Origin of the sequence: Paenibacillus sp. DRB1-1 (assembly GCF_052119485.1) — a bacterium.
In the GTDB taxonomy this organism is placed as follows: domain Bacteria; phylum Bacillota; class Bacilli; order Paenibacillales; family Paenibacillaceae; genus Paenibacillus; species Paenibacillus polymyxa_B.
In genome coordinates this window covers 392,862-415,227 of sequence record NZ_JBODQH010000001.1, presented here as the reverse complement: position 1 = coordinate 415,227, position 22,366 = coordinate 392,862, and the positions used below count along the sequence as shown (strand labels likewise).

Here is a 22,366-nt window from a genome sequence, read left to right as displayed (position 1 = left end):
GTTCATCTAAGTTGTACGAGGCTTCCTCCGATTAGTTGTGTACCAAATATTGGATTCATTTAAAAAACAAAACAAACAAAAATAAAACCAACAAATATCTGTGTTTTATTATTGACATCAAAATAAAATAAAGATAACATATAAATGTGAAATGTTTCACTTTAGAGAATAATTCCGTAGTTAACGAGGCAACAAGAAGTGAATCCTTTAGGAGGCCGATTTTATATGAGCGCACATGTATTTTTTGTACCATCTATCAATCTTATGGGAACAGGCTGTTTGCATGAAGTTGGGCCGTATATAAAAGAACTGAATTTAAACAAAGCTCTAGTCGTTACGGATAAATTTTTGATGAAGAGTGGCATTGCAGGCAAGGTTACATCTTTGCTGGATGATATTGGATTGAACTATGCGGTATACGATGAAGTAAAACCAAATCCGACCTGTAAAAATGTACATGATGGTGTTCAGTTTCTGAAAGAAAACGGATGTGACTTTTTAATTTCGATTGGCGGAGGATCACCACAGGATACGGCTAAGGGAATCGGCATTATTGCTACCAACGGGGGACATGTAACCGAGTATGAGGGCGTTCATAAATCCAAGCATAAATCGCTTCCTATTGTGGCTATTAATACCACAGCAGGAACATCGGCTGAAATCACGATCAATTATGTCATTACGGACGAAGAGCGCAAGGTCAAGATGGTTATGGTTGATAAGAATAGTGTAGCTACGATTTCGGTCAACGACCCTGAGCTGATGGTAGACAAACCCGCCGCGTTAACGGCAGCTACAGGGCTAGATGCTTTGACCCATGCTATTGAAGCTTTGGTTACGCCAGGTTCCTATCCTGTAACGGATGCGACTGCGTTGGCAGCAGTAGAGATTATTTTTAATCATTTGGCTCGTACAGTGAGCAACGGTCATGATATAGAAGCACGTGAGCAAATGGTATACGCTATTTTCTTGGGAGGACTTGCATTTAATAATGCCGGATTGGGTTATGTTCATGCGATGGCGCATCAGCTTGGCGGCGTATACGATTTGCCTCATGGTGTTTGTAATGCCATGCTGCTGCCGATTGTGGAGGAGGAGAATGCCAAGCATGTACCAGAGAAGTTTCGTGCCATCGCTAAGGTCATCGGTTTTGAAGATAAGGGGAAAACCGATAAGGAATGCGCAGACTATGTAATCCAAAGAATCAAAGACCTGTCGAAGGAAGTAGGGATTCCTTCCAAACTTTCTGAACTAGGTGTAAATGAAGTGGATTTGGATCTGCTTGCCGAGAACTCAATGAAGGATGCTTGCGCTCCGGGCAATCCGTTCATACCTAGCAAAGAACAAGTTATCGAGATGTTTAAGAAAATTCTTTAAATAAAAGATGCAATTATTTTACTAAATACTATAAGGGCTGTCCCAGGAACTGATCGAAGTACACTGGGAACGGCCCTTTTTATTCGCATTTTCTGCTAAGAGATTTGTGAGACTAGAGATAAGACAACCCCATTGAAGATTAAAGGCACAGCTCTCTCGGCTAAATCTGTAGGAGACTCTTTTTTTCCTTCCACATTCCAGCGAAAGGTTACACCATAAATGGACCAGCTTAGAATGGTCGCGGCAAGTTCTAACGTTCTTTGGTCTGTATTATTGGCTTCTCTTGTTATGAGTTGAAGTATGAATTGCTCTAATTGATTCTTAATATGTTCTTCCAGGATCGGTGCCACTGAATTATATTTATGAACGCATTGGTTACTTGAGTCGTGATAGTCACATAACGAAAGAATAAGTTTCTGAATGATCTCCTCCGACAAACGTGCCTCAGCATCAATCCTCTTGATAACATACTCCAAAAATGCATCTGACAAAAGGGTTTCAAGCAGTGCATATTTATCTTGAAAATGTGCATAGAACGTGGCACGGTTAATGGTGGCTTTTTGGGTAATGTCATTGATCGTAATCGTGTAGAAGTCTTTCTTATTTAATTGGTCAACGAATGCGTCGAGAATTAATCTACGTGTTCGAATGACGCGCGGATCGTTTGGGTTGGGTGAGGTTACACCAGGCATCCTCAAGACACTCCTTTCAGGTAAATTAAATGATTCCCCCATTATAAACATGTGTTGTTTTGTCAACAAGTGAGTTTAGTTATACAACAATTTTATAACCCTTTTGGTTAAGCAACAGAATGAACATTTTGTCGGTTGAATGATAAATTAAACATTGCTAACATTTCACTTGCACCCCGTTTGATGGTGCACGAGCCTTTTATAGAATCGCTAAAAAGCGATAAAAGAAAATGAGGAGGTACAATCCTTGAGTAATCAACCGCAAAATGTCCATTCAACAGAAGCTTTATTTCAACCTTATACCATTCATAATCTGACCCTGCAGACTCGTATTGTAATGCCGGCAATGGGCCGCGCTTTTTCACCAAATGGTGTGCCAGGACCGGATGTAGCCGCTTATTATCGCCGTCGTGCTGAGAATGATGTAGGTCTTATTATTACTGAAGGTGCAGTAATTGACCATCCGGCTGGAACAAGTGAGCCGAGGATACCTAATTTTTATGGAGAAGCGGCTTTAAACGGTTGGGCTGAAGTGGTCAGACAGGTTCATGAAGCCGGTAGCAAAATTTTTCCACAGCTTTGGCATATGGGGATGGCTCGTCCTTTGGGATCTCAGCCGAATCCCGAAGCGCTATCGATTGGTCCATCAGGGCTCAACCTGGAAGGAAAAAAAGTAACCGAGCCGATGACAGAAGAAGAAATCGCCAAGGTCATTCGCGCCTATGTCGATGCAGCTGCGAATGCAAAACGACTAGGCTTTGACGGCGTTGAAATTCACGGAGCACACGGCTATCTGGTTGATCAATTCTTTTGGGAGAAAACGAACCAACGTACGGATCGCTATGGTGGCGATATCATAAAACGTGCTCAATTCGCCATTGAGCTTGTGGAAGCTATTCGTGCTGAGGTTGGCCCTGACTACCCTATTGCCATGCGCCTATCCCAATGGAAAATGAATGATTACAACGCAAAACCGTTCGATACACCGGATAAACTGGGGCAATTCCTGAATGTGTTGGTACAAGCGGGCGTGGACATCTTCCATTGCTCGACACGTCGCTTTTGGGCACCTGAATTTGAAGGCTCCGATTTGAGCTTTGCCGGATGGGTGAAGAAGCTGACTGGAAAAACTACGATTACGGTTGGCTCTGTAGGTCTGGATGAGGATTTTGTAAGTTATACGGAAGGGAAAGGGGCAGGACACCAAGATATTAATGAACTTATGGAACGGCTCGACAACAATGAATTTGATCTGGTAGCTGTTGGGCGTGCGCTTCTGGGCGATCCTGCATGGGCTACGAAAATACGTGAAGGCCGAATTCATGATCTTCAAACCTTTACACCTGAGGTACTTCAAACGCTCAACTAAAACATATCATACTTTGAACACCTCTTTATTTCATAAATAAACACTGTAAGCCAAAATACTCAAAGTCAGGTAAGGAACTTTGGTGTTTTGGCTTTTTTATGCGTCTGATAGTAGTCCACCATGAACCATTTAGATTAAGTCATATTTGCTCTAAAGTTTTCTTTTCTTGGGCACTCAAGTGTTTTAATCCTAGTTCTTTGAATCATTCATATGCTAAAACCAGATCAGACTGAAACCAACACTTGATATATATAGATGTCTATGTAATAATGCTTGTATGTTAAAAAATAATGCAGCTGCACTGATAGGAACCATTAGAGACTCGATCAATAAATTGATTGTGTCTGAGCTCGAATCAAATGGAATTGAAGGAATTGTTCCTACTCATGGTGGAATTCTAATGTTCCTTTATCAAAAGGACGGGCTTTCTATTAAGGAATTGACGCAAAAAATTTCTCGTCAGCAACCCACTGTCACTGTTTTGATCGACAAGCTAGTGAAGTTGGGGTATGTCGAAAGAAAAAAAGAAAGGGAGGATAGTCGAGTTACCCTGATATTTCTGACCGATAAGGGAAGAGAGATAGAGCCTGTATTTGAGATGATCTCCAATAGATTACAAGAAACCATCTATGGTGGTCTCAAAGATGAAGAAAAAGAACAGCTGGAATATTTGCTGGAGCATGTAAAAAACAGATTATAAATTTTTTTAAGTAAATGTATAGATATCTATATTAATATCAAAATAACAATAAAACATCTGGAGGTTATTAAAATGAAACATCTTATTATCTATGCTCACTCTAACGCAGAAAGCTTTAATCACGCGATACTCGAAACGGTTGTAAATACTCTGAAAGAAAAAGGTGACGAAGTCGTTGTACGTGATCTATATGCCCTTGATTTTCAACCTGTATTAAAACCTGAGGATACTGCCGCTATGAGAGCAGGGCAAACTCCGGCTGATATCAAAGTGGAGCAGGAATACATCTCACAATCGGATACAATTACTTTTATTTCTCCCATCTGGTGGACAGGTCTTCCTGCTATCCTGAAAGGTTACGTTGACCGTGTATTTGCATACGGATTTGCATATACGGCTGGTGCGGAAGGGATTAATAAGCTGCTTACAGGTAAAAAAGGTTTTATCGTGAATACACATGGTACTCCCAACGCGATCTACGATGAAATCGGTATGACCGCAGGATTGAAGATCACATCAGATACGGGAATTTTTGATTTCGTTGGAATTGAATCCGTCGGTCACTTGCTGCTTGGAAGTATTGGTTACCTTGATGAAGATGGCTATAAAGGACTGCTAAAGCAAGTCCAAGACACGGTTAAAACGGTGCTGTAAAGTTAGTTCATATTCTTTTAGAAACGCAAGACATTCTTTAAATGATGAGGTCAACCCGTATTTAGTGGTTGGCCTTTTCTTATAGTGCTTATTATCTCCAACATCCCGGTTCATAGATCTTTTGAATTTGTAATAGCATCTTGGGGCAGATATAACTGGACATTCAAGGGTGTGTTGAAGCATGACTCTATGATCTTTCGACGGTTTTGGAATGTCCCTCTACGATTAAGTACATGTAAACGTCAATAGGGTCCTCACGTTCAATTTTAAAACCAAACCGTTCATAAAGACGTCTGGCTGAGCTTCCTTGCAGAACATTTAAGGTTACATGTTTTCCTTTTACATGATTTTGTTCTAGCAGATTTTTTAATATTTGACTGCCGACTCCTTTACCTTGGTAACTGGGATGAATATAAAAATGCTCCAATAAGTAACCGTCTAATCTCGGTTTAAAAGCTATGCAGCCCACAAAAGAAGAGTCTTCCTCAATGATCCAGGTATGGACAGAATCGAATGCATCACGAAAGCGTTGACGAACTTTCTCTTCATCAAACCTTCCTAATCTGGTTAAATCGTTCCGCAGTACAATCGCCCGTAAATTAGCAATGCTTTCAATATCCGAATTGTGGGATTGGCGAAGAGTAAACCTTTTCATCTTATGTAACAACTCCTTTACCGTAAACTGGAAAGAGGTGATCAAGCGTATTTTTTCTTATTCGACGCTGAGCTCATTAACCCTTGTATTAAAATTCACAAATATTTCATTGTTATTATCGTGGGCAATTCATTATAGTACATAGTATTAATAGTTAACTGTATGTATTATGTGTTTTGCGGAGGTTCACTATGAAAGATTATGAACTAAGGGACGAATTGAGAGAATCCGTTAACCGGATTTATGACATGGAATTATTCAGTAGCCTGACGGAGCTTGTTCAGGGGGAAAACCATGTGCTTCAATATTTAGTTCAGCATCGGGATGATGAAATTAATCCTTCCTTACTCAGCGATCATCTGCATGTATCCAGATCAAGAATTACGGCAGCGCTTACGGGATTAAGGAAAAAAGGCTATGTGACTATGGAAATGTCTGAGCATGACAGACGACGAATGTGTGTAAGGCTCACAGTAGATGGTGAATCCTTGATCAAACAGAAGCAACAGAGAATTGAGGGTTATTTTGAAGCGCTTGTAGTAGGTTTGGGTGAGAAGAATGTGAAGGAATTTATACGGTTAATTGAGCTTTCTTTGAGTATTATGAATGCGGGTTCTATTGAAAAATAACATAATGTGAGGGTGTACCGGGTGAGATATAAAATAATAGCAGACAGCTGCTGTGATTTAACGAGAGAGCTTAGAGAAGAGATGCAAGTTACTACAATTCCGTTAAATATGACGCTGGGAGATAAATGCTTCGTAGATGATGACACATTGGACTTGCCTCAGTTTATGGAAGAAATGAAAGCCTGTACAACCAAAATTGGATCCGCATCACCGTCACCTATGCTGTATAAGGAAGCCTTTCAAGGTGCGCATACTTCTTTTGCCATTACATTATCCAGCAACCTGTCCAGTTCGTATTCCAGTGCATTGGTAGGAAAAGATATGGCGGAAGAAGAGGGGGCGGATGTTCATGTATTTGATTCGAAAAGCGCTTCGGCTGGACAGCTCTTGTTAGCTCTAAAACTACGCAAGCTAATCGACGAGGGCTATCATAAAAGCGAAATTATTTCTTCCTTGGAGAGCTTTATCAGCAAGATGAAAACGTACTTTGTTTTAGAAAATCTGGATAATTTGGTTAAGAACGGACGAATGAATAAAATCACTGGAAAGATACTTTCACTCTTGCATATCAGGCCTATTTTAGGCTCGGATGGTGACGGGAATATCGCATTTTTTACTCAAGCACGCGGTCAGAATCAAATTATCGAAAAGCTGGCAGATACTATTGAAAAAAGTGGCCGGGCTACCGAAGGAGAAAGCATCGTCATTACTCACTGCAATAATCCTGGGCTGGCGGAAAAATTAATGAATGCGCTGAAGAAACGCTATCAATTTAAAGATATTCATATTGTGTCCACCAGAGGGATTAGTTCAATGTATGCCAATGACAAAGGGATCATTATGGCTTTTTAAAAATATTCAGGGTTTATCCTCGCTGTATGGATAAACCCTTTTTAGTACACTGAGACTTTGCGGGAGTTCAAGCCTATCTCAATTTTTTAATGAGGACAGAAGCGTTTATACTGGCTTGAGTTCCTCCGGCTTGTGTTTGCAGGGTAACAGCAGTAGTAGAGCTATGGTTTCGCAGAGTAAGGACGTCACCGCATGCCAGAGCGAGGATAGCTTGCCCTGTGTTCTGTTGTGTCCCGGCTCCTGAGCCGTATACAGTTCCCACAGCCAGTGCGCCATTAATAAAGATGGCGAATTGGTTAGGTTCCACACCGGACACCGAAAAGTGAACTTCATATTTTCCAGCATCGGATACAGCAATCTGTGTAGTTCCTGGAACATGAGCAATTCCAGGTGTAAGTATACCGTTCGTATCCAAAATGACATCCCCTTCAATCGGAACAACTTGGGGCTTCACATTATAAATATAACCGAACTGCGCTAAATCACCTATGGTTCCAGGATCCCCATCAGGCCCTAAAGTGCCATGATTAATATTCACACTTACAAGTTGCTTTTTGACGATGATATCTTTTCCAACCCCTTTCCGTTTCGAGCGGACTTTTCTCTTTGGGGGCTTCTCCTCAAACTTTTTTTCTAACTTATCAAACCAGGCACGGACAAAAACATTTTTTTTACGGCCTTTTTTTCGTTTTAATTCAGGATGACCCAATACAAACACCTCCATATGGTTTGTTGTATACTACTCCATTCATCTAGAGGAGGCATGGATATCTGTCCTGTGATTCATAGGAAACGATCTATTTTGACTAAAAACGGGCTGCTGTACAAGGTGCATTCGTCTAGTATGTAAAAAAGCACCTTTGAATGTGCACTTGGATGACAACCAAGGAACAGACAAAGGCGCCAGTAGAGACGAGTCTCATGATGAAGCGGTTTGAAGCCGTTTTTTGCGCACATATAGGGCGTACAAGATGCCCCCAAGCAGGCACAGGATACAGGCGAAGCCTGCCAGCAACCACGCTGATGAGACTGCTCCACCACGATCCATGCTATTTCCGAGCCATAAAGGCAGCAGAGCTCCCCCAACTCCACCTGCGCCGATAAGCAGGCTAGTGGTAGATTCTTCGGTGCCTGGCATCATTTTGCTGGCAAAAACAAGTGCGATGGAGAAGATGCCGGACATGCCCAGCCCCAGCAGTACAATAAGGATAAAGGCGCCTTCAGTCCCTTTGATCAGCGGGAACACGCACAGCAGCACGGTCGCTGCCAGCGAGCTCAGGGCGACAAAGACACCGTAGCCGTACCGATCGGCAATGTAGCCTGTGAATAACCGGCCGGTAGCCATTGCTAACCAGAAGCAGGTGACACTAAGTGCTGCTTCGGCTTGTGTGAGACCCAGCCGTTCGATGAACATGGAGGGCAGGAAATTAGCCAGGCTCATCTCTGTCCCTACATAGATAAAGAAAAAGACGATAAATAGTGCAAGTAGCTTCCAATTGCCTATAGGGCTATCCTTAGAAGCCTCCACCGTGGGGGATTTGGGTGAGTTAGTGGAACGCGTATGGTTGTCACCTTGGTGTTCCTGTTGGTCTAATACAGCGTCCAGCGTGCCGAAGGACCCGCGCAGCCAAGCTATGACAGTGACGGCTGCAAACATAGAAATGATGGGGAAGGCCAATCGCCACCAACCGAGTGCAATGAGCTGGCTGGCGATAGCGGGCATAGCCAAAGCGCCAATCCCAAAAAAGACTTCCAGACGGCTCATAGCCGCACCCGTTCCTTGAGTAATACCGCTGATAATAATAGTGCCAATGAGTGTTTCTATCATACCGAAGCCAAACCCGGCTGCTGCCCCGACGGCATATAGCCAACCCCAAGGCGGCAGCAATGAGTACAGCACTTCCGCCGCGCATAGCAGGAGCAGGGCGAATACCAGACTTCGGCGTTTGCCGAAACTCCGGGCAAGCCACGGCGACAGCAGGACTCCAGCCAGAAAACCGGAAAATTGAGCGAAGATTAGACTCCCGCCATCCGTATAGTTTCTACCGTAATGCTCTAACAACACAGGCAGTAGGGAGCCTACAACCACGTGTGCCAGGCCGATTAAAAAATAAGATAAGCTGCCGATCCATAGCAGTCGTTTCATGATGAACTCCTTTGATACCTAGATTTGACTCATGCGGCAAGCTAAACTGCATGAGTCAAATCTGAGTGATTATGATAGCTCCAGTACTTGAAAGCCGTAGCCTTCAATAGAAATTTCTCCTTCCAGGTATTTACCGCTGATCAGCTCATTCCCTTTCTGATCATCCAGATGATATTGCTGCGTCTGGGCGTTATGATTCAGAACGAATAGATATGATTTTCCATCTTTGGTCCGTACAGTGGCTTCTACACCCGCAGGAGCGCGCAGCAGGGATGGAATCCCTTTTTGCTCACAAATGTAGCCCAGCAGGCCATCAAGGAAAGCTTCTTCAGGGTCTGAAGCAACGTACCATGCCTCACCTTGACCGAAACGATTGCGTGTCAGCACTGGCATGCCCTGATAGAAATCATCGCCGTATTCTGCCAGCACCTCGGCGCCTTCGCTATGCAACAAGTCGCAGAGCAGACCGCATTTATATTCACCTTGTAATACGCCCACCTTTTCTTTCAATACAATGCGATTGTGTGATTCCGGCAGAAGGGCGTCAATTTCTTCCACCCAGATCCCGAGCAAGTTACGTAGTTTACCAGGATATCCTCCGGTTGTGACCAGATCGTTTTCATTTACAATGCCACTGAAAAAGGTCGTTACGAAGGTGCCGCCATGCTCTGTGAACTGTTCCAGCTTCTCGGCGGTACCCGGCTTGACCATGTATAGTACAGGCGCGATAATGAGATCATATTTCTGGAAATCTGCATCAACAGAAACCAGGTCTACCTGTACATTCCGCCGGAAGAGGGGAGTATAATACTTGTGTACCTGATCCATATATTTCAAGGCAACAGAAGGGCCACTTGATTTTTCCAAAGCCCACCAATTATCCCAATCGAATAAAATGGCTACTTTGGCATTAACGGTCGCGTCAAGTAGCCTGTTGCCTAATGCGCCAAGCTCACTGCCAAGCTGTGCCACCTCGCGAAATACACGTGTGTTCTCATGCCCGGCATGCTCAATGACGGCCCCGTGGAATTTCTCACAAGCGCCGATCGAGCGGCGAAGCTGGAAGAACATGACCGTGTCCGCGCCATGCGCGACTGCCTGATAGCTCCATAACCGCATAACGCCGGGCCGTTTAAGCGAATTATACGCCTGCCAGTTCTGCTGGCTCGGTGTTTGCTCCATCAGCATAAAGGGTTGCCCATCCTTCAATCCGCGCATCAGATCGTGCGCCATCGCCGTATAGCTTATCGGAGTATTGGCCCCGGGATAGCTGTCCCAAGATACAATATCCATGTACTTAGCCCATTTAAAATAGTCCAGTTGCTTAAAAAAACCCATCAGATTGGTCGTTACCACGGCATCGGGAACATGTTTTTTAATCGCGTTATATTCCAATAGGTAGCAATCCAGCATACTGTCTGAATTGAAGCGCGCATAATCGAGGGATATGCCCTGAAAGCAGGAGTGATTTTCTCCCCAATGCTCGCTCAGATTATTTGGCGGTACAATTTCATCCCAATCATAGAAGGTGTGACCCCAGAAGGAAGTATTCCACACCCGGTTTAGCTCTTCCAGTGATCCGTATTTTTGCTTGAGCCACACCCGGAATGCGGCCGCGCAGTTATCACAATAGCAATCCCCGCCGTACTCATTGGACACGTGCCACACGAGGATCGCGGGATGGTTTTTGTATCGTTCTGCAATTCGGTCAGCCATCTGCTCCGCGTATTTTCGATACGTTGGACTGTTCGGACAGGAGTTGTGGCGGCCACCGAATTTCCGCTTCCGTCCGTCAGCGTCTACCCGGAGAACGTCGGGGTAGCGGGTAGCCATCCAAGCAGGGTGCGCTGCCGTGCTAGTAGCTAGACAAACGAAGATATCGCTTTCATAAAGACTGTCAATCAATTGATCCAGCCATTCAAAATGATATGTGATTTCGTCGGACTGAATTTTGGCCCATGAGAATACGTTGACCGTGGCGATATCAATCCCTGCTTGCCTGAACATCCGTAAATCTTCCTGATGCGTGGCCTCATCCCATTGCTCAGGATTATAATCTCCACCGTAAAATACTTTAGGAAGTTTGCTGCTTATCATGCCAATCACCTCTGTATATAAGAATAATTCTATCTTATAATACAAATAACTGCTTTTAAATATAATAAAATGAACGTGTATATAACAATATGGATCTACATGTGAAATACATACCCGCATACGCCGGAGGTGCTTTTTATGATTTTAACTCCCCATCATTTAAGATTTTTCCTGACTACGCGTGAGCACTCTTTACCCCTTTTTATTGAAAGTATCGGATTTAACAGCAGGCAGGAGGATGTGTCCCGTCCAGAGGGCTATCCGTGCTTTCACTGGATTCAGACGGTGTCCGGTGAAGGGATGTTTACATTTAAAGGGGGGACCTTCCGTCTGGGAGAGCAGTCCGGGGTTCTGCTGCTACCTGGGGAATCCCATGCATACAGACGGGCGACCAAGGTATGGCGAACGTTATACATTACATTTGACGGCCCCATCGCCGCTGCTGTATTGACTGCACTGGGATTGAAGCATACGCGTGGGTATCATTGGGACCCGGATAGCGAGCTACACAGCTATGGGGAAACTATGCTCCATTCCATGGTTAGTGAACGTGATTTGTCTGGATTAGACGCTTCGGCCAATATGTATCGTTTTCTGACTCTACTGCGTAAACATGGACAACATAGCTCGATGCCTTCCCTATCCCATAATGTGGAACGTTTAACCCCTGTACTGGCCTTTATGGAGCAAAATTATGCCAGTCCTGATGTGGGCCTGGGTGATATGGCAGTTATGATGAATGTCAGCTCCCGCCATTTAAATACATTATTTAAGCAAGCGTTTGGTGTGACTTCTTATGCTTATCTGATTGTAATTCGGCTGCGGAAGGCCAAGGAAATGATGACGGAATATCCGCAATTAACAGTAAAGGAGATTTCGGAGCGAGTAGGATTCCGAGATGCCAGTCATTTTGTGGCAACTTTTCGCCGTGCTGAAGGAATTACCCCGGAAAGGTTCAAATTACTGTATTCATAAGGGTATTTTATCGAAATACTCTTTCTTACTCGGGAATGCTCTTTTTAGGGAGCATTCCTTATTGTTTTTTTCAGGATGAGGGAGTATAAAATAATAGTTCATTTGTTTCATCAATCTGATGTGTAGGTGACATAATAAACATAAGATCCATAGTTCTTTTGCAAAACCCTCATCCAAAGAAGGAGTCAACGAAATGCTGAGTAAAGTCAAAAGATTATTAATCGGTCGTCCGCGAAAGTCGACGGCCCTTGAAGATGAGAAACTGAATAAGCTCAAGGCACTGGCCATTCTGTCCTCAGATGCCTTGTCCTCTGTAGCTTACGGAACGGAGCAAATTCTGCTGGTTTTAATTACAGCTGGCTTCGCTGCCCTATGGTATTCCATTCCTATATCCATTGCGGTATTGGGTTTGCTGATCATTCTGATCCTGTCCTATAGACAGACCATATTTTCCTATCCTGGTGGCGGAGGAGCGTACATTGTTGCACAGGATAATTTGGGAAAGAGTCCCAGTCTGATTGCAGGTGGGTCTTTGTTGGTCGATTATATTCTGACGGTAGCGGTTAGCTCATCGGCAGGTACAGATGCCATTACATCTGCGTTCCCGTCGTTACATGATCATCGGATTGCCATTGCTTTGATTATGATTATCTTTTTGACTATTATGAATTTGCGCGGAGTGACAGAATCTGCCTCGGTGCTGGCTGTACCGATTTATTTATTTGTTGTTGCCATTTTTGTCTTGATTATTAGCGGTATCATTCATTACGTGGCAGGGGGAGCTCATGCTGCAGCACCGCAATTTGGAGCTACGGTATCTAACGTCAGCCTGTTCCTGTTACTGAAGGCGTTCAGCTCGGGTTGCTCGGCGTTAACTGGGGTAGAAGCTGTCTCGAATGCCATTCCGAATTTCCGCAAGCCAGCTGCCAAAAATGCAGCAACTACACTAATGATGATGGGTTTGATTCTCGGATGTATGTTTATCGGAATTAGTTTGCTGGCTTATTGGTACGGTGTTCGTCCTAATCCGCATGAAACGGTCATTTCGCAAATTGCGAACGCCACTTTCGGGCGTGGTGTGATGTATTACATCATTCAGGGCGTAACGGCGCTCATCTTGTTTTTGGCGGCGAATACAGCCTATTCGGCCTTTCCATTACTTGCTTTTATGCTCGCGAAGGACAAATACATGCCGCACATGTTCATGGTTCGTGGAGATCGACTCGGATACTCTAATGGTATCCTGTTTCTGAGTATCTTCTCGGCATTGCTGGTCATCGTATTTGGCGGCAACACAGAAAATCTGATCCCGCTTTATGCCGTAGGGGTATTTATTCCGTTCACGCTCTCGCAACTTGGCATGATGATTCGCTGGATCCGGCTCAAACCGCCAGGCTGGATCGTCAAGCTTGCTATTAATACGGTTGGGATGCTGACCACGCTGTCGATTACGCTCATTTTTATCTTTACTAAGTTTAGCCAGGTGTGGGTAGTCTTTATCTTTCTGCCTTTGGTACTGTATTTCTTTATGAAGATCAACGGGCATTACAAAAATACGGCTGAACAACTGCGCATTGATATTACCAAGGATAAACCTATGGTGAAAGGCAATACGATTATTATTCCGGTGGCAGGTATTACGCGAGTCGTTATGAATACGATCAGCTATGCCAAAACCTTGTCGGACAATGTGGTTGCCGTATATGTGGGTGTGGATGATGAAGCGATTCAAAAAATGGAACAGAAGTGGGAAGAGTGGGATGTGGGCATACGTTTGGTAGTGCTGAGATCCCGTTATCGCAGCATCATTAATCCGCTCCGCAAGTTCATCGATACAGTAGAGTGGAAAAAAGCAGACGAGGACCATATCACTGTTCTCATTCCACAATTCATCACCAAGCACTGGTGGGAAAATATTCTACACAATCAGACCAGCTTACTGATGAGAGCTTATTTAATTAATTATAAAGATGTGATCGTAACGACCGTCCCTTTTCATTTAAACAAATGAGGATTTTGCAAAAATCCCATAAGCGACTTCCGATGAACAAGATATAGATCGAAATACTTTTTGTCTTGCACTTCGGAGCGACTGGAATCGAATTTTCCAAAATCCTGAAATAAAGTCACTGCCAATTGGCCCATACTCATTTGCGTGAGCTGACTAAGCAAGGACAAAATGAACATCTTCTGGCCGCATTTCTTTGCGGACGGAGGGTGTTTTTTTGCATAACAGAGATATTTACTTTAGTGATACATTTTGTGTATTATAGATACAAAATGTATCATTCGAGATTGTTATGGAGGGATACGATGCCCGAAGCCAAGGGGAAAATGGAAGATGACAAGCTGCAATTTGTAGATACGCTGAGGGCGTTGGCTATTATCGGAGTAATACTTGTGCATGTCAGCCAGCATGTGGACGGATTAAACGGATGGTTGCAAAAATGCTTGAGTATAGGAGCTAAAGGTGTCGCTTTATTTTATATGGCCAGCGCTTTTACGCTATTTTTATCCTTGAGCAGACGTTCGGGTGACAAGAGGGAAAGAATTTCAGCTTACCTGTTGCGTCGTTTTTTTCGGATTGCTCCTTTGTATTACGTGATGTTAGGAATCTATTTAGTTGTGAACGGGACAGGTCCACGATTTTGGCTTGGAGATCAGGAGGGAGTCACTGCCGCCAATATCGCAGCTCATGTCCTGTTTTTGAATGGTCTGAATCCGTACTGGATCAACAGTATTATTGGTGTGGAATGGTCCATTGCGGTGGAATGTATGTTTTATCTGTTTATCCCCCTATTATTTAAGCTGATCCGATCAGTCCGCCATGCGATCTGGTTTGTTGTGATGGCGCTTGTGGTAAGCTTCGGGTTAAATACGGTATTTGTTCAATATCCGTGGATTAGTGATTACTCTTTATGGGGGCACTATCTGTATTTATGGTTTCCGAATCAATTGCCTGTCTTTGGGCTAGGTATATTGTTGTTTTTCATTTGGAAAGACGAACGGCATTGGAAAAGTATAGACCGGGTCAGTGGAAGTTTGCTGCTTGTTTCTGTGCTATTTGCGTTTTTTGGAGGCATGACCGATTATCTCATAGGTGTCGGGTTGCTGCTGGGAGCGTATGCTTTGTATCACTGGCAGCCGATGTGGCTGCTTAATCGGGTGTGGTCATGGATCGGCCGCCTTAGCTACAGCATGTATTTGACGCATATGCTGGTTCTGGGACTAATCGTACAGGTTAAACTTCCTTTTGCTCCCCTAGTCAGCCTCACACTTATGTTTATCATAACGTTGCTATTCACCATCGGACTATCCTGGTTTACCTACTCGTGGATTGAACAGCCCGGCATCCGTTGGGGGAAAAAGCTTATATCACGTATGAAGCCTGTGCACAAGCAGGGAGATTCGGTCAAAGAAAGTGTTGCCTAAGCTGCAACTTGAAACAGCATCCGATAACATTCGATTGAAGTGCTTGAATAAATCTATGAAATAATTGAAAAGACCTCTTGAAAAGTAGCTCCCAGCCCTTTATATTCGATGTACATCCAAGTTTTTGAATACACCGATGAGGTTTGTTGGAATTGTAAAGGAGATGCACGCATGCTTTTGAAGCCAATCGGCTTTTTGCTTTTCTCCACGCTTGAGGGAGTAGCTGTTTTCGCGCTGATTTTGAGTATTTTTAAAGTAAAAATGACCCCTTATCTATGGCAGGCCATTTTTGTTAACCTGATTATGAATTTGCAAAGTTATATGCTCCGAGAGGAGTTTTCCTTTTCGTATTTGGTGCCTGTCGTAAATATGCTGCTTTTTATTTTTTTACTCGCTACGGTCGTGAAGATTCCGATTGTGTGGTCCGGTATTATGACGGTTACAGGTTATTTTGCATATGCCGTTGTTCAGTCGGTATTCCTAAAAGTCATGTTCGGCAACCTTCCGGTTTCTGAGCTGCAGGATGGGTCCTTGAAGGGCTATCTGCTACAAGTGGTAAGCGCGGCAGTAGGACTACTTATTTCATTGATGTTGTATCGAAAAGGGATCGGCTTTTCCCCTAATTTCAAGAAGCTAAAGTTCAAAGAGGAATATGGAATTGTCATCACGCTGATTATCCTGTCTCTCATTTCAACTTCTATTGTGCTCTACTATAACGAGGTATGGTTAAATATGATATTTTTTGCACTGGTTTCGGGATTTTTCATCTATTATGCAATCGGAAAGGAATACCGGGATGATTGAAGCGATGGCTTTCAAACTTGCTAACCAGATCAAACGTACTGTGCCTGATCATCCGGCCTCTGTCGCGGTCCTTAAATACGCACTTGCTCTCATTCTGAATGCGTCCATGATCATCGTGTTAACACTATTCGCCTCAATCTTCACGGGGCGGATGGTAGAGGCTGTAACGATTCTCGTCGCTTTCGCCCTACTGCGCCAAATATCAGGAGGCATTCATTTGAAAACGGGCATGGCATGTGTGTTGGTGACCTCAGCAGCTTTTACTTACATATCCTGCATTGCCTTAAATAGTTGGTGGACAAACCTGTTTACCGGAATAGCTCTCATTCTCGTTTTATGTTTTGCTCCGTCCAGAATTGAAAAGCAGTCGCGCATTCCAGTACGGTTTTATCCCCTCTTGCGACTGTTATCCTCCCTGCTTGTATGTACTAATTTTGTAATCGGTTCCTCTGTAGTGGCTGTTGCTTTTTTGGTCCAAAGCCTAACATTGATCCGGGGAAGGAGGTGAGTGGAATGATGAGGAAAATGGTATATGGATTAGCTACATCGTTGTCTATGTTTGCAACATTTGCTGTATCAGTGGCGAGTTACGTGTATGTTTATCAAGGGGATACACCCGAGGAACTGCTGAAATAAACAAAATGCCGAAATAGAAAAATGATACATAGAGCTGCTATTAAGCAGCTTCTTTTTATGCAAAAAAAATCAGGCGCTCCATTAAAGAGCGCCCGAATGGGAGAGGAGAAACCGGACGAAGAGCTTATGGGGAAACGTAAGTCTTCTCCGCGGTTGTCTACGACATTGGTTGAATGCCGATATCCTAAGGATGCCCAGGGAATGGTTTTTTATACCTGCCTCATCCTAAGTTTTTCAAACGGCGGTGCATGTGGTACGATAGCGTCATAATCTTATATGGTTATGAACACATATAGAAAATAGGTGAGTTTCATCGTGAGAGTGGTATCGGGTAGTGCCAAAGGAAGGCCGTTAAAGGCAGTTCCCGGCACAGGGACGCGGCCGACCACGGATAAGGTCAAGGAAGCGCTATTTAGCATGATAGGTCCTTATTTTGATGGGGGAGTCGCACTTGATCTGTTTGCTGGCAGTGGTGGCCTAGGTATAGAGGCGCTTAGCCGGGGAATGGACAAGGCTGTTTTTATTGATATGGAATCCAAAAGCATTGATGTCATTAAAGAAAATTTGCGAAAAACTGGTTTGGACGGACAGGCTGAAGTGTTCCGCAATGATGCCGGACGAGCGCTCAAGGTGCTGGCAAAACGTGGAGCTCTTTTTGATGCTGTTTTTCTGGACCCACCCTATCGTCTCAAACACGGAGATGAATTAATGAGCCGTATGGCTGAGTTGAACTTGCTTCGTTCAGATGCAATCATCGTGCTGGAGTATGAATCGGGGCATGAATATCCGGAAAGCTTCGGGCCGTTCGAACAGGTCAGAAAAGCAGTCTATGGTGAAACGGCGTTATCTATTTATCATTTTGCAGCCGATGCTTTGTCGGATGTCGTAGAACATACAGAAGCCGGAGGGGTCAAATTCGGCATCAGCGAATCAGACGGGGAGGACCATCATGATTGAGCACAAACCACGTATTGCCGTATATCCGGGAACCTTTGATCCCGTGACGATGGGGCACCAGGATATTATTCAAAGAGCAGCCAGACAGTTTGATCTATTGATTGTCGCGGTTCTTAACAATATTAGTAAAAATCCGCTGTTTTCACTTGAGGAACGAATGGAGTTACTGCGAACGGTAACTCGCGATATCCCCAACGTTGAAGTGGACAGCTTCCGTGATCTGACAGCTAATTATGTACGTCAAAAAGGGGCCCAAGTTATTGTCAGGGGAATCCGGTCGGTGACTGATTTTGAATATGAGCTGCAATTAGCCTCTACAAATCATAAGCTGAACCCGGATGCGGAAACAATCTTTATGATGACTAATCCGGCTTATTCATATCTGAGTTCCAGTATGGTGAAGGAAATTGCGCATTTTGATGGCAAGGTTGTAGATCTGGTGGCACCGGAGGTGGAAGATGCACTGCGTGCGAAGGTCAACGCGAATCGCGGCGGCTCCACCATGAAGTCATAAAGGAAAAGGCCAGCAGGGTAACTATAATTGTACCTAGCAGTGCAATGGACAGTACGGTTAGTTGCCAGGGGTACATAGATGTTCCTTCAATTTGTGTTAATAAGCCGCTGGCTCCGGCCATGACAGGATGCGTGGCGGATTCATTTACGCTTTCCGCAAAAGAAGACACAGAACTGCGACTGACGTAAGCGGGAGTTGTATTGCTGAAGATGCGGCTAAGCGGGACCCATGTCGCCAAGGTAAGTCCAAAAGCAATGATCCCATGGAGCACTCGTGACAGGGTGAAGGTGATACCCTTGTCGGAAGGCCTGGTGACGGCGGTAATTTGAAGCCAGCCGCAGAGGCCGCCCCAGCCCAACACAGCACTGATCAGGGCTGCTTGTGTACGGAGATCGTAGGGCAGACGGCTGATTTCATAGGAACCCAGATGGATTTCCATCCAGGCAGGCCAAATGAAAGAAAGCGATCCTTGGCCTGTATATATGGACAGCAGTCGAATCAGTACGGAAAAGAAAATAATGAATCCACCTGTCACCATCAGCGTCTGTACAGCATGGGATACGGTTTCGCCCAACAGTTTTCCGAAACTGCGGCCGTCCCGTTCTCTGGCAGAGCGGGTAGCTTCCCATGCGGATCGGATCAGGGAGGGAGAAGTACGGGAAACTGAGGTGCGCCGGAGGGCAGCTGGCGTTTCCCGTTTTTGCAATTCTTTGGACGATACAGATAGTCTGGCGGTGATCCAGCCTGCCAGCAGCCCGGAAATCCAGTGAACGGCAAGTAACATCACGCCTGCGGCAGCATTGTGCAGTAGTCCTGTCCCGATGACGAGCAGGATGGTAATCGGATTGCAGAAATGAGCGATAGCGGTTAGACGTCGAAGCTGAAACGCGGTCATATCCTCCTGTTGTGCCCATTGGCGCACTGCTTCCGCAGCAGCCGGGAATCCTGCGGTCAGGCCGAGGGCCAACACCCAGCCGCTTCGCCCGGGTAGACGGAACCAGAATCGCATAAACGGCTCCAGCAGGACACCTAGTCCATGTACTAGACCAAAGGCGATGAGCATTTCGGACAGCATCAAAAAAGGCAGCATGGCCGGGAAAATAATACTCCACCATAGCTTAAGGCCTTGAGTAGAGGCTTGAAATACTTTTTCTGGTGAGGCGACAACAGCCAGTACAAGCAAAATGGCTCCAAGGCCAAGCAGTACGGTTGTCCAATAAGGAGCGGAATGGGCTTCCTTTTGTATCAAAGAATTCACCTCTCATAAATATACTAAGGAGAGTCGGATGCTGTCTCCAGCGTTTATTCACGTTCGTTGTCTTGGGATAGGTTGTTCGTATACGTTGTCGTAAACAATGTATGCTTTTTCGGAAGGCTTGAGAACAGGTGGTGCAGAGGCACTTGGGTAGGATAGGAGAAGTTAGGCTGCAAGGGGGAAGAAGCAATGAAACGAATAAACCGGAAAAGAGTTTTTTTTACAACCGGTTATGTCTTAATGCTGGCTGCAATGGTCTATGTGCTGGTCTATATGCCAACCCCTTATCTGATCTATGGACCAGGTGGGGCAAACGAGATCAAACCGATGGTTAGAGTCCAGGAGGGTGACAGCATCGAACGGGGGACTTTTATGATGACGACGGTATCGGCGCGTTATGCCAATGTTATCATGTTGGGCCTGTCCAAGTTGGACCGCAATTCGGAGATTCAACGCAAAGAGGATCGTCTCCATGGAAGAAGTGAAGACGAATATGCGGCAGAACAGGTATGGTATATGGGGGATTCCCAATCTTCGGCTATGGAGGCTGCATACACCTGTGCCCATGTCCCCTATCGGATTGTGCCAGATTACGTGTATGTATTTAAGGTCCCGGGATCGAACAGCGTGTTCGAGCCTGGAGATGAAATATTGGAGCTGAACGGAGTGAGGGTGACCGATAATCATTCCATTCGGGAGGCTTTGGAGGACGAAAAACCGGGAACAATGGCTAAAGTGAAGCTAAAGCGCGATGGAAAGTTGCTGACCGTGCAAGCTCCCTTAACGACCATCACGGACAGTGAGACGGGCAAGCAACGTTCCGGATTTGGCGTCAGTATTGCCACGGTACAGAAGGTAGAGCCGAAGGATGGACGTAAAACGATTCATTTTACATCTACGGATGTTGGCGGTCCTTCGGCTGGTTTGATGTTTACCATGGAAATCTATAACCAACTGACACCAGGTGATCTGAGTAAGGGATATCGTGCAGCCGGTACGGGTACTATTGATAAGGACGGTCAGGTTGGAGCGATTGGTGGTGCAAAGTATAAAATAGTTGCTGCTGACCGTCAGGGTGCGGATTTGTTTTTCGTCCCTGCGGATAATTATAAAGAGGCGAAGGCCAAAGCTGAGCAAATTGGAACCCGGATGAAGCTTGTTCCGGTTCGCAAGCTTGGCGATGCGCTGAATTATATGGAAAAGCTGCCCATCAAACCATAATGGGCGGTCGCAAGTAATCAGCATACATGTCGCGGATGGCGGGACGTGGCATCCCGGCTGTGTGTATGGCGGCTGCGGCTGTATCCCAGTCCAGCTGAGGATGTGATCCGGCAGACAGCTTGACCCATACCGGAAGGGTGGCTGTCTGCTTCATACGTGCCAGCAGCTCGCGTCCAGCCCTGTTAAAGCCGAGCACGCGGATATAGCCCGGACCTTTCGCCAGCTCAGCAGGAGTCATATCGGCTTTGGCATGATTCAGCAAAATATGTGTACACATCCGCTGAAGCTTCGTACGAGTATAGCGCCTTGTCTTAATCGCGGCGAGCAGGGCCTCCACAGAAGGCTGGGGCAGCGTGTACAGCGATTGCTGCAGACGATGCTCCAGCCCTTCGGTGACCTCGTGCAGCTCCGCCAGCTGCTGCGGGCTACGTGTGATCAGGGCGTTCAGCAGCGGCTGGCTGAACGCTTCCCAATGCAGCGGCGCGCGTTCGGCTTGCCACTCGCGCCGCAAAATCTCCAGTGTCGCCGCAGGTATGTACGGCGACGCGGTCTCCGGCCCGCCGTCCAGCAGCAGACGGCGGATGGCCGTGGCGCTGGCGATGACTCCGTCCGTAGGGGCCACGGCTTCATGGTAGCCCGATCCCGTGCGGGCTACCGTGAAGGGCTTGATTGTGCTGCCCAGCCGTTCCAGCGCAATCAAGTAATGCAGCCCCAACGTATTGTTGGGCTGCTGCATGAGGGCGGCGAGCGCAGCGCCGTCCCCTCCTTCGGCCGCCAGCGCGGCTGCGGCTCCCGCGTAGGCAGCGGGATAGCTCGCGCCGCTGCTTAGGCGCTGCGCGATGCCGGCCTTGAGCTCGGCCGGCTCTGCCGCCAGCACGCGGGCCAGCGCGCGCAGCGGGGCGATGTCTCCGCTCTCGCTACCGAAGCAGAGTGCGTCGACGATGCCCGTCGCATGGAGCAGGGCGACCGCTCCGCGGGCAAACCATTCTGCAGGCTGGACGGCATAGGCCACAGGCAGCTCCAGAACTAGGTCCACACCCATGGCGAGTGCCATTTCGGTGCGGGACCATTTGTCTGTAATCGCGGGTTCACCCCGCTGAAGGAAAGGGCCACTCATCACAGCCACTGTGCGCTGTGTACCAGTGATGCGAAGAGATTCCTCCCAGTGATGGACATGTCCGTTATGAAGGGGGTTGTACTCTACAACCATACCGAGTGTTTTCAAGACCGTAAGTCGGCTCCTTTCTTAAAAGAGGTTGTTCAAAAAGTCGCCTTTCCATAACGAAGCTATTCAAGAAGCGGATTCGACGTCGAATCTTGAATTCAGCCGGGCCTTCTGTTGCTCACGTAGATCTGTCTACGCTCCGCTACTCAGTCCCTAGCTTCATCCAACCTTCTCGG

Annotated in this window: 22 protein-coding genes; 15 read left to right on the top strand and 7 right to left on the bottom strand. The window is 45.8% G+C overall.

The genetic code is table 11. The features are described from left to right. The first annotated feature begins 225 nt into the window (after nt 1–225). The gene (locus ACQW03_RS01855; RefSeq protein WP_441947989.1) at nt 226–1,377 is read left to right on the top strand and encodes an iron-containing alcohol dehydrogenase; all 1,152 of its coding nucleotides are present in this window, start codon (nt 226–228) and stop codon (nt 1,375–1,377) included. Between the two features lie 95 nt (nt 1,378–1,472). Here the strand turns inward: ACQW03_RS01855 and ACQW03_RS01850 are convergent, their stop codons facing one another. Beyond that, complete coding sequence (locus ACQW03_RS01850) at nt 1,473–2,069, bottom strand: TetR family transcriptional regulator (protein WP_023988140.1); 597 nt, start codon at nt 2,067–2,069, stop codon at nt 1,473–1,475. 247 nt (nt 2,070–2,316) lie between these two features. On the opposite strand from ACQW03_RS01850, the gene ACQW03_RS01845 reads away from it, so the two are divergent. The 3 genes from ACQW03_RS01845 (at nt 2,317) to ACQW03_RS01835 (ending at nt 4,792) form a co-directional block, all read left to right on the top strand. Continuing rightward, a complete protein-coding gene (locus ACQW03_RS01845) occupies nt 2,317–3,438 on the top strand; it encodes an NADH:flavin oxidoreductase (RefSeq protein WP_441947987.1) in 1,122 nt (373 codons plus the stop codon). Between the two features lie 277 nt (nt 3,439–3,715). After that, entirely contained in the window at nt 3,716–4,138 is a 423-nt protein-coding gene (locus ACQW03_RS01840; protein WP_025718540.1) for a MarR family winged helix-turn-helix transcriptional regulator, read from the top strand. Nucleotides 4,139–4,210: 72 nt separating this feature from the next. Next, nucleotides 4,211–4,792, top strand: a complete 582-nt coding sequence (locus tag ACQW03_RS01835; RefSeq protein ID WP_028542747.1) for an NAD(P)H-dependent oxidoreductase — start codon at nt 4,211–4,213, stop codon at nt 4,790–4,792. Between the two features lie 187 nt (nt 4,793–4,979). On the opposite strand, the gene ACQW03_RS01830 is transcribed toward ACQW03_RS01835, so the two are convergent. Further along, the gene (locus ACQW03_RS01830; protein WP_023988144.1) at nt 4,980–5,447 is read right to left on the bottom strand and encodes a GNAT family N-acetyltransferase; all 468 of its coding nucleotides are present in this window, start codon (nt 5,445–5,447) and stop codon (nt 4,980–4,982) included. Nucleotides 5,448–5,638: 191 nt separating this feature from the next. Here ACQW03_RS01830 and ACQW03_RS01825 point away from each other — a divergent pair, with 191 nt between their 5' ends. Beyond that, the gene (locus ACQW03_RS01825; RefSeq protein WP_071640431.1) at nt 5,639–6,076 is read left to right on the top strand and encodes a MarR family winged helix-turn-helix transcriptional regulator; all 438 of its coding nucleotides are present in this window, start codon (nt 5,639–5,641) and stop codon (nt 6,074–6,076) included. A gap of 21 nt (nt 6,077–6,097) precedes the next feature. Further along, nucleotides 6,098–6,928: a DegV family protein gene (locus ACQW03_RS01820; RefSeq protein WP_025718529.1), complete on the top strand. Its 831-nt coding sequence runs from the start codon at nt 6,098–6,100 to the stop codon at nt 6,926–6,928. 73 nt (nt 6,929–7,001) lie between these two features. Here ACQW03_RS01820 and ACQW03_RS01815 read toward each other — a convergent pair whose 3' ends face one another. The 3 genes from ACQW03_RS01815 to ACQW03_RS01805 form a co-directional block, all read right to left on the bottom strand. Further along, nucleotides 7,002–7,637, bottom strand: a complete 636-nt coding sequence (locus ACQW03_RS01815; protein WP_028542746.1) for a hypothetical protein — start codon at nt 7,635–7,637, stop codon at nt 7,002–7,004. Between the two features lie 210 nt (nt 7,638–7,847). Then, nucleotides 7,848–9,074: an MFS transporter gene (locus ACQW03_RS01810; protein WP_053325222.1), complete on the bottom strand. Its 1,227-nt coding sequence runs from the start codon at nt 9,072–9,074 to the stop codon at nt 7,848–7,850. 69 nt (nt 9,075–9,143) lie between these two features. Continuing rightward, the gene (locus ACQW03_RS01805) at nt 9,144–11,171 is read right to left on the bottom strand and encodes a beta-galactosidase (protein ID WP_076157110.1); all 2,028 of its coding nucleotides are present in this window, start codon (nt 11,169–11,171) and stop codon (nt 9,144–9,146) included. A gap of 138 nt (nt 11,172–11,309) precedes the next feature. Between ACQW03_RS01805 and ACQW03_RS01800 the strand changes: the two genes are divergently transcribed. The 8 genes from ACQW03_RS01800 (at nt 11,310) to coaD (ending at nt 18,489) form a co-directional block, all read left to right on the top strand. Further along, nucleotides 11,310–12,146: an AraC family transcriptional regulator gene (locus ACQW03_RS01800; protein WP_071640438.1), complete on the top strand. Its 837-nt coding sequence runs from the start codon at nt 11,310–11,312 to the stop codon at nt 12,144–12,146. 193 nt (nt 12,147–12,339) lie between these two features. Then, nucleotides 12,340–14,157, top strand: a complete 1,818-nt coding sequence (locus tag ACQW03_RS01795) for an APC family permease (RefSeq protein WP_025718517.1) — start codon at nt 12,340–12,342, stop codon at nt 14,155–14,157. Nucleotides 14,158–14,459: 302 nt separating this feature from the next. Beyond that, the gene (locus ACQW03_RS01790; RefSeq protein ID WP_441947981.1) at nt 14,460–15,578 is read left to right on the top strand and encodes an acyltransferase family protein; all 1,119 of its coding nucleotides are present in this window, start codon (nt 14,460–14,462) and stop codon (nt 15,576–15,578) included. A 171-nt stretch (nt 15,579–15,749) separates the two neighbouring features. After that, the gene (locus tag ACQW03_RS01785) at nt 15,750–16,382 is read left to right on the top strand and encodes a hypothetical protein (RefSeq protein WP_023988153.1); all 633 of its coding nucleotides are present in this window, start codon (nt 15,750–15,752) and stop codon (nt 16,380–16,382) included. Continuing rightward, nucleotides 16,375–16,890: an accessory gene regulator ArgB-like protein gene (locus ACQW03_RS01780; protein ID WP_071640443.1), complete on the top strand. Its 516-nt coding sequence runs from the start codon at nt 16,375–16,377 to the stop codon at nt 16,888–16,890. The genes ACQW03_RS01785 and ACQW03_RS01780 overlap by 8 nt, the downstream gene beginning before the upstream one ends. Nucleotides 16,891–16,895: 5 nt before the next feature. Next, the gene (locus ACQW03_RS01775) at nt 16,896–17,018 is read left to right on the top strand and encodes a cyclic lactone autoinducer peptide (protein ID WP_023988155.1); all 123 of its coding nucleotides are present in this window, start codon (nt 16,896–16,898) and stop codon (nt 17,016–17,018) included. A gap of 315 nt (nt 17,019–17,333) precedes the next feature. Beyond that, nucleotides 17,334–17,975, top strand: coding sequence for a 16S rRNA (guanine(966)-N(2))-methyltransferase RsmD (gene rsmD / locus ACQW03_RS01770; protein WP_071640444.1), 642 nt, complete (start codon nt 17,334–17,336; stop codon nt 17,973–17,975). Further along, nucleotides 17,968–18,489, top strand: coding sequence for a pantetheine-phosphate adenylyltransferase (gene coaD / locus ACQW03_RS01765; protein WP_013309846.1), 522 nt, complete (start codon nt 17,968–17,970; stop codon nt 18,487–18,489). Before rsmD ends, coaD begins: the two co-directional genes overlap by 8 nt. Here coaD and ACQW03_RS01760 read toward each other — a convergent pair. Beyond that, a complete protein-coding gene (locus ACQW03_RS01760) occupies nt 18,452–19,747 on the bottom strand; it encodes a nucleoside recognition protein (protein WP_372238686.1) in 1,296 nt (431 codons plus the stop codon). The genes coaD and ACQW03_RS01760 overlap by 38 nt on opposite strands. Before the next feature lie 186 nt (nt 19,748–19,933). Here ACQW03_RS01760 and ACQW03_RS01755 point away from each other — a divergent pair, with 186 nt between their 5' ends. Continuing rightward, nucleotides 19,934–20,965: a YlbL family protein gene (locus ACQW03_RS01755; protein WP_071640445.1), complete on the top strand. Its 1,032-nt coding sequence runs from the start codon at nt 19,934–19,936 to the stop codon at nt 20,963–20,965. Here the strand turns inward: ACQW03_RS01755 and ACQW03_RS01750 are convergent. After that, nucleotides 20,955–22,190, bottom strand: coding sequence for a nucleotidyltransferase (locus tag ACQW03_RS01750; protein ID WP_441947977.1), 1,236 nt, complete (start codon nt 22,188–22,190; stop codon nt 20,955–20,957). The genes ACQW03_RS01755 and ACQW03_RS01750 overlap by 11 nt on opposite strands. Between the last annotated feature and the right edge of the window lie 176 nt (nt 22,191–22,366).

What these genes read in the sequence shown, in the direction of transcription:
- ACQW03_RS01855 (WP_441947989.1), top strand. Translation starts at nt 226, where the DNA reads ATGAGCGCACATGTATTTTTTGTACCATCTATCAATCTTATGGGAACA.
- ACQW03_RS01850 (WP_023988140.1), bottom strand. Translation starts at nt 2,069, where the DNA reads ATGCCTGGTGTAACCTCACCCAACCCAAACGATCCGCGCGTCATTCGA.
- ACQW03_RS01840 (WP_025718540.1), top strand. Translation starts at nt 3,716, where the DNA reads ATGTTAAAAAATAATGCAGCTGCACTGATAGGAACCATTAGAGACTCG.
- ACQW03_RS01835 (WP_028542747.1), top strand. Translation starts at nt 4,211, where the DNA reads ATGAAACATCTTATTATCTATGCTCACTCTAACGCAGAAAGCTTTAAT.
- ACQW03_RS01830 (WP_023988144.1), bottom strand. Translation starts at nt 5,447, where the DNA reads ATGAAAAGGTTTACTCTTCGCCAATCCCACAATTCGGATATTGAAAGC.
- ACQW03_RS01825 (WP_071640431.1), top strand. Translation starts at nt 5,639, where the DNA reads ATGAAAGATTATGAACTAAGGGACGAATTGAGAGAATCCGTTAACCGG.
- ACQW03_RS01810 (WP_053325222.1), bottom strand. Translation starts at nt 9,074, where the DNA reads ATGAAACGACTGCTATGGATCGGCAGCTTATCTTATTTTTTAATCGGC.
- ACQW03_RS01805 (WP_076157110.1), bottom strand. Translation starts at nt 11,171, where the DNA reads ATGATAAGCAGCAAACTTCCTAAAGTATTTTACGGTGGAGATTATAAT.
- ACQW03_RS01800 (WP_071640438.1), top strand. Translation starts at nt 11,310, where the DNA reads ATGATTTTAACTCCCCATCATTTAAGATTTTTCCTGACTACGCGTGAG.
- ACQW03_RS01795 (WP_025718517.1), top strand. Translation starts at nt 12,340, where the DNA reads ATGCTGAGTAAAGTCAAAAGATTATTAATCGGTCGTCCGCGAAAGTCG.
- ACQW03_RS01790 (WP_441947981.1), top strand. Translation starts at nt 14,460, where the DNA reads ATGCCCGAAGCCAAGGGGAAAATGGAAGATGACAAGCTGCAATTTGTA.
- ACQW03_RS01785 (WP_023988153.1), top strand. Translation starts at nt 15,750, where the DNA reads ATGCTTTTGAAGCCAATCGGCTTTTTGCTTTTCTCCACGCTTGAGGGA.
- ACQW03_RS01780 (WP_071640443.1), top strand. Translation starts at nt 16,375, where the DNA reads ATGATTGAAGCGATGGCTTTCAAACTTGCTAACCAGATCAAACGTACT.
- ACQW03_RS01775 (WP_023988155.1), top strand. Translation starts at nt 16,896, where the DNA reads ATGATGAGGAAAATGGTATATGGATTAGCTACATCGTTGTCTATGTTT.
- coaD (WP_013309846.1), top strand. Translation starts at nt 17,968, where the DNA reads ATGATTGAGCACAAACCACGTATTGCCGTATATCCGGGAACCTTTGAT.
- ACQW03_RS01755 (WP_071640445.1), top strand. Translation starts at nt 19,934, where the DNA reads ATGAAACGAATAAACCGGAAAAGAGTTTTTTTTACAACCGGTTATGTC.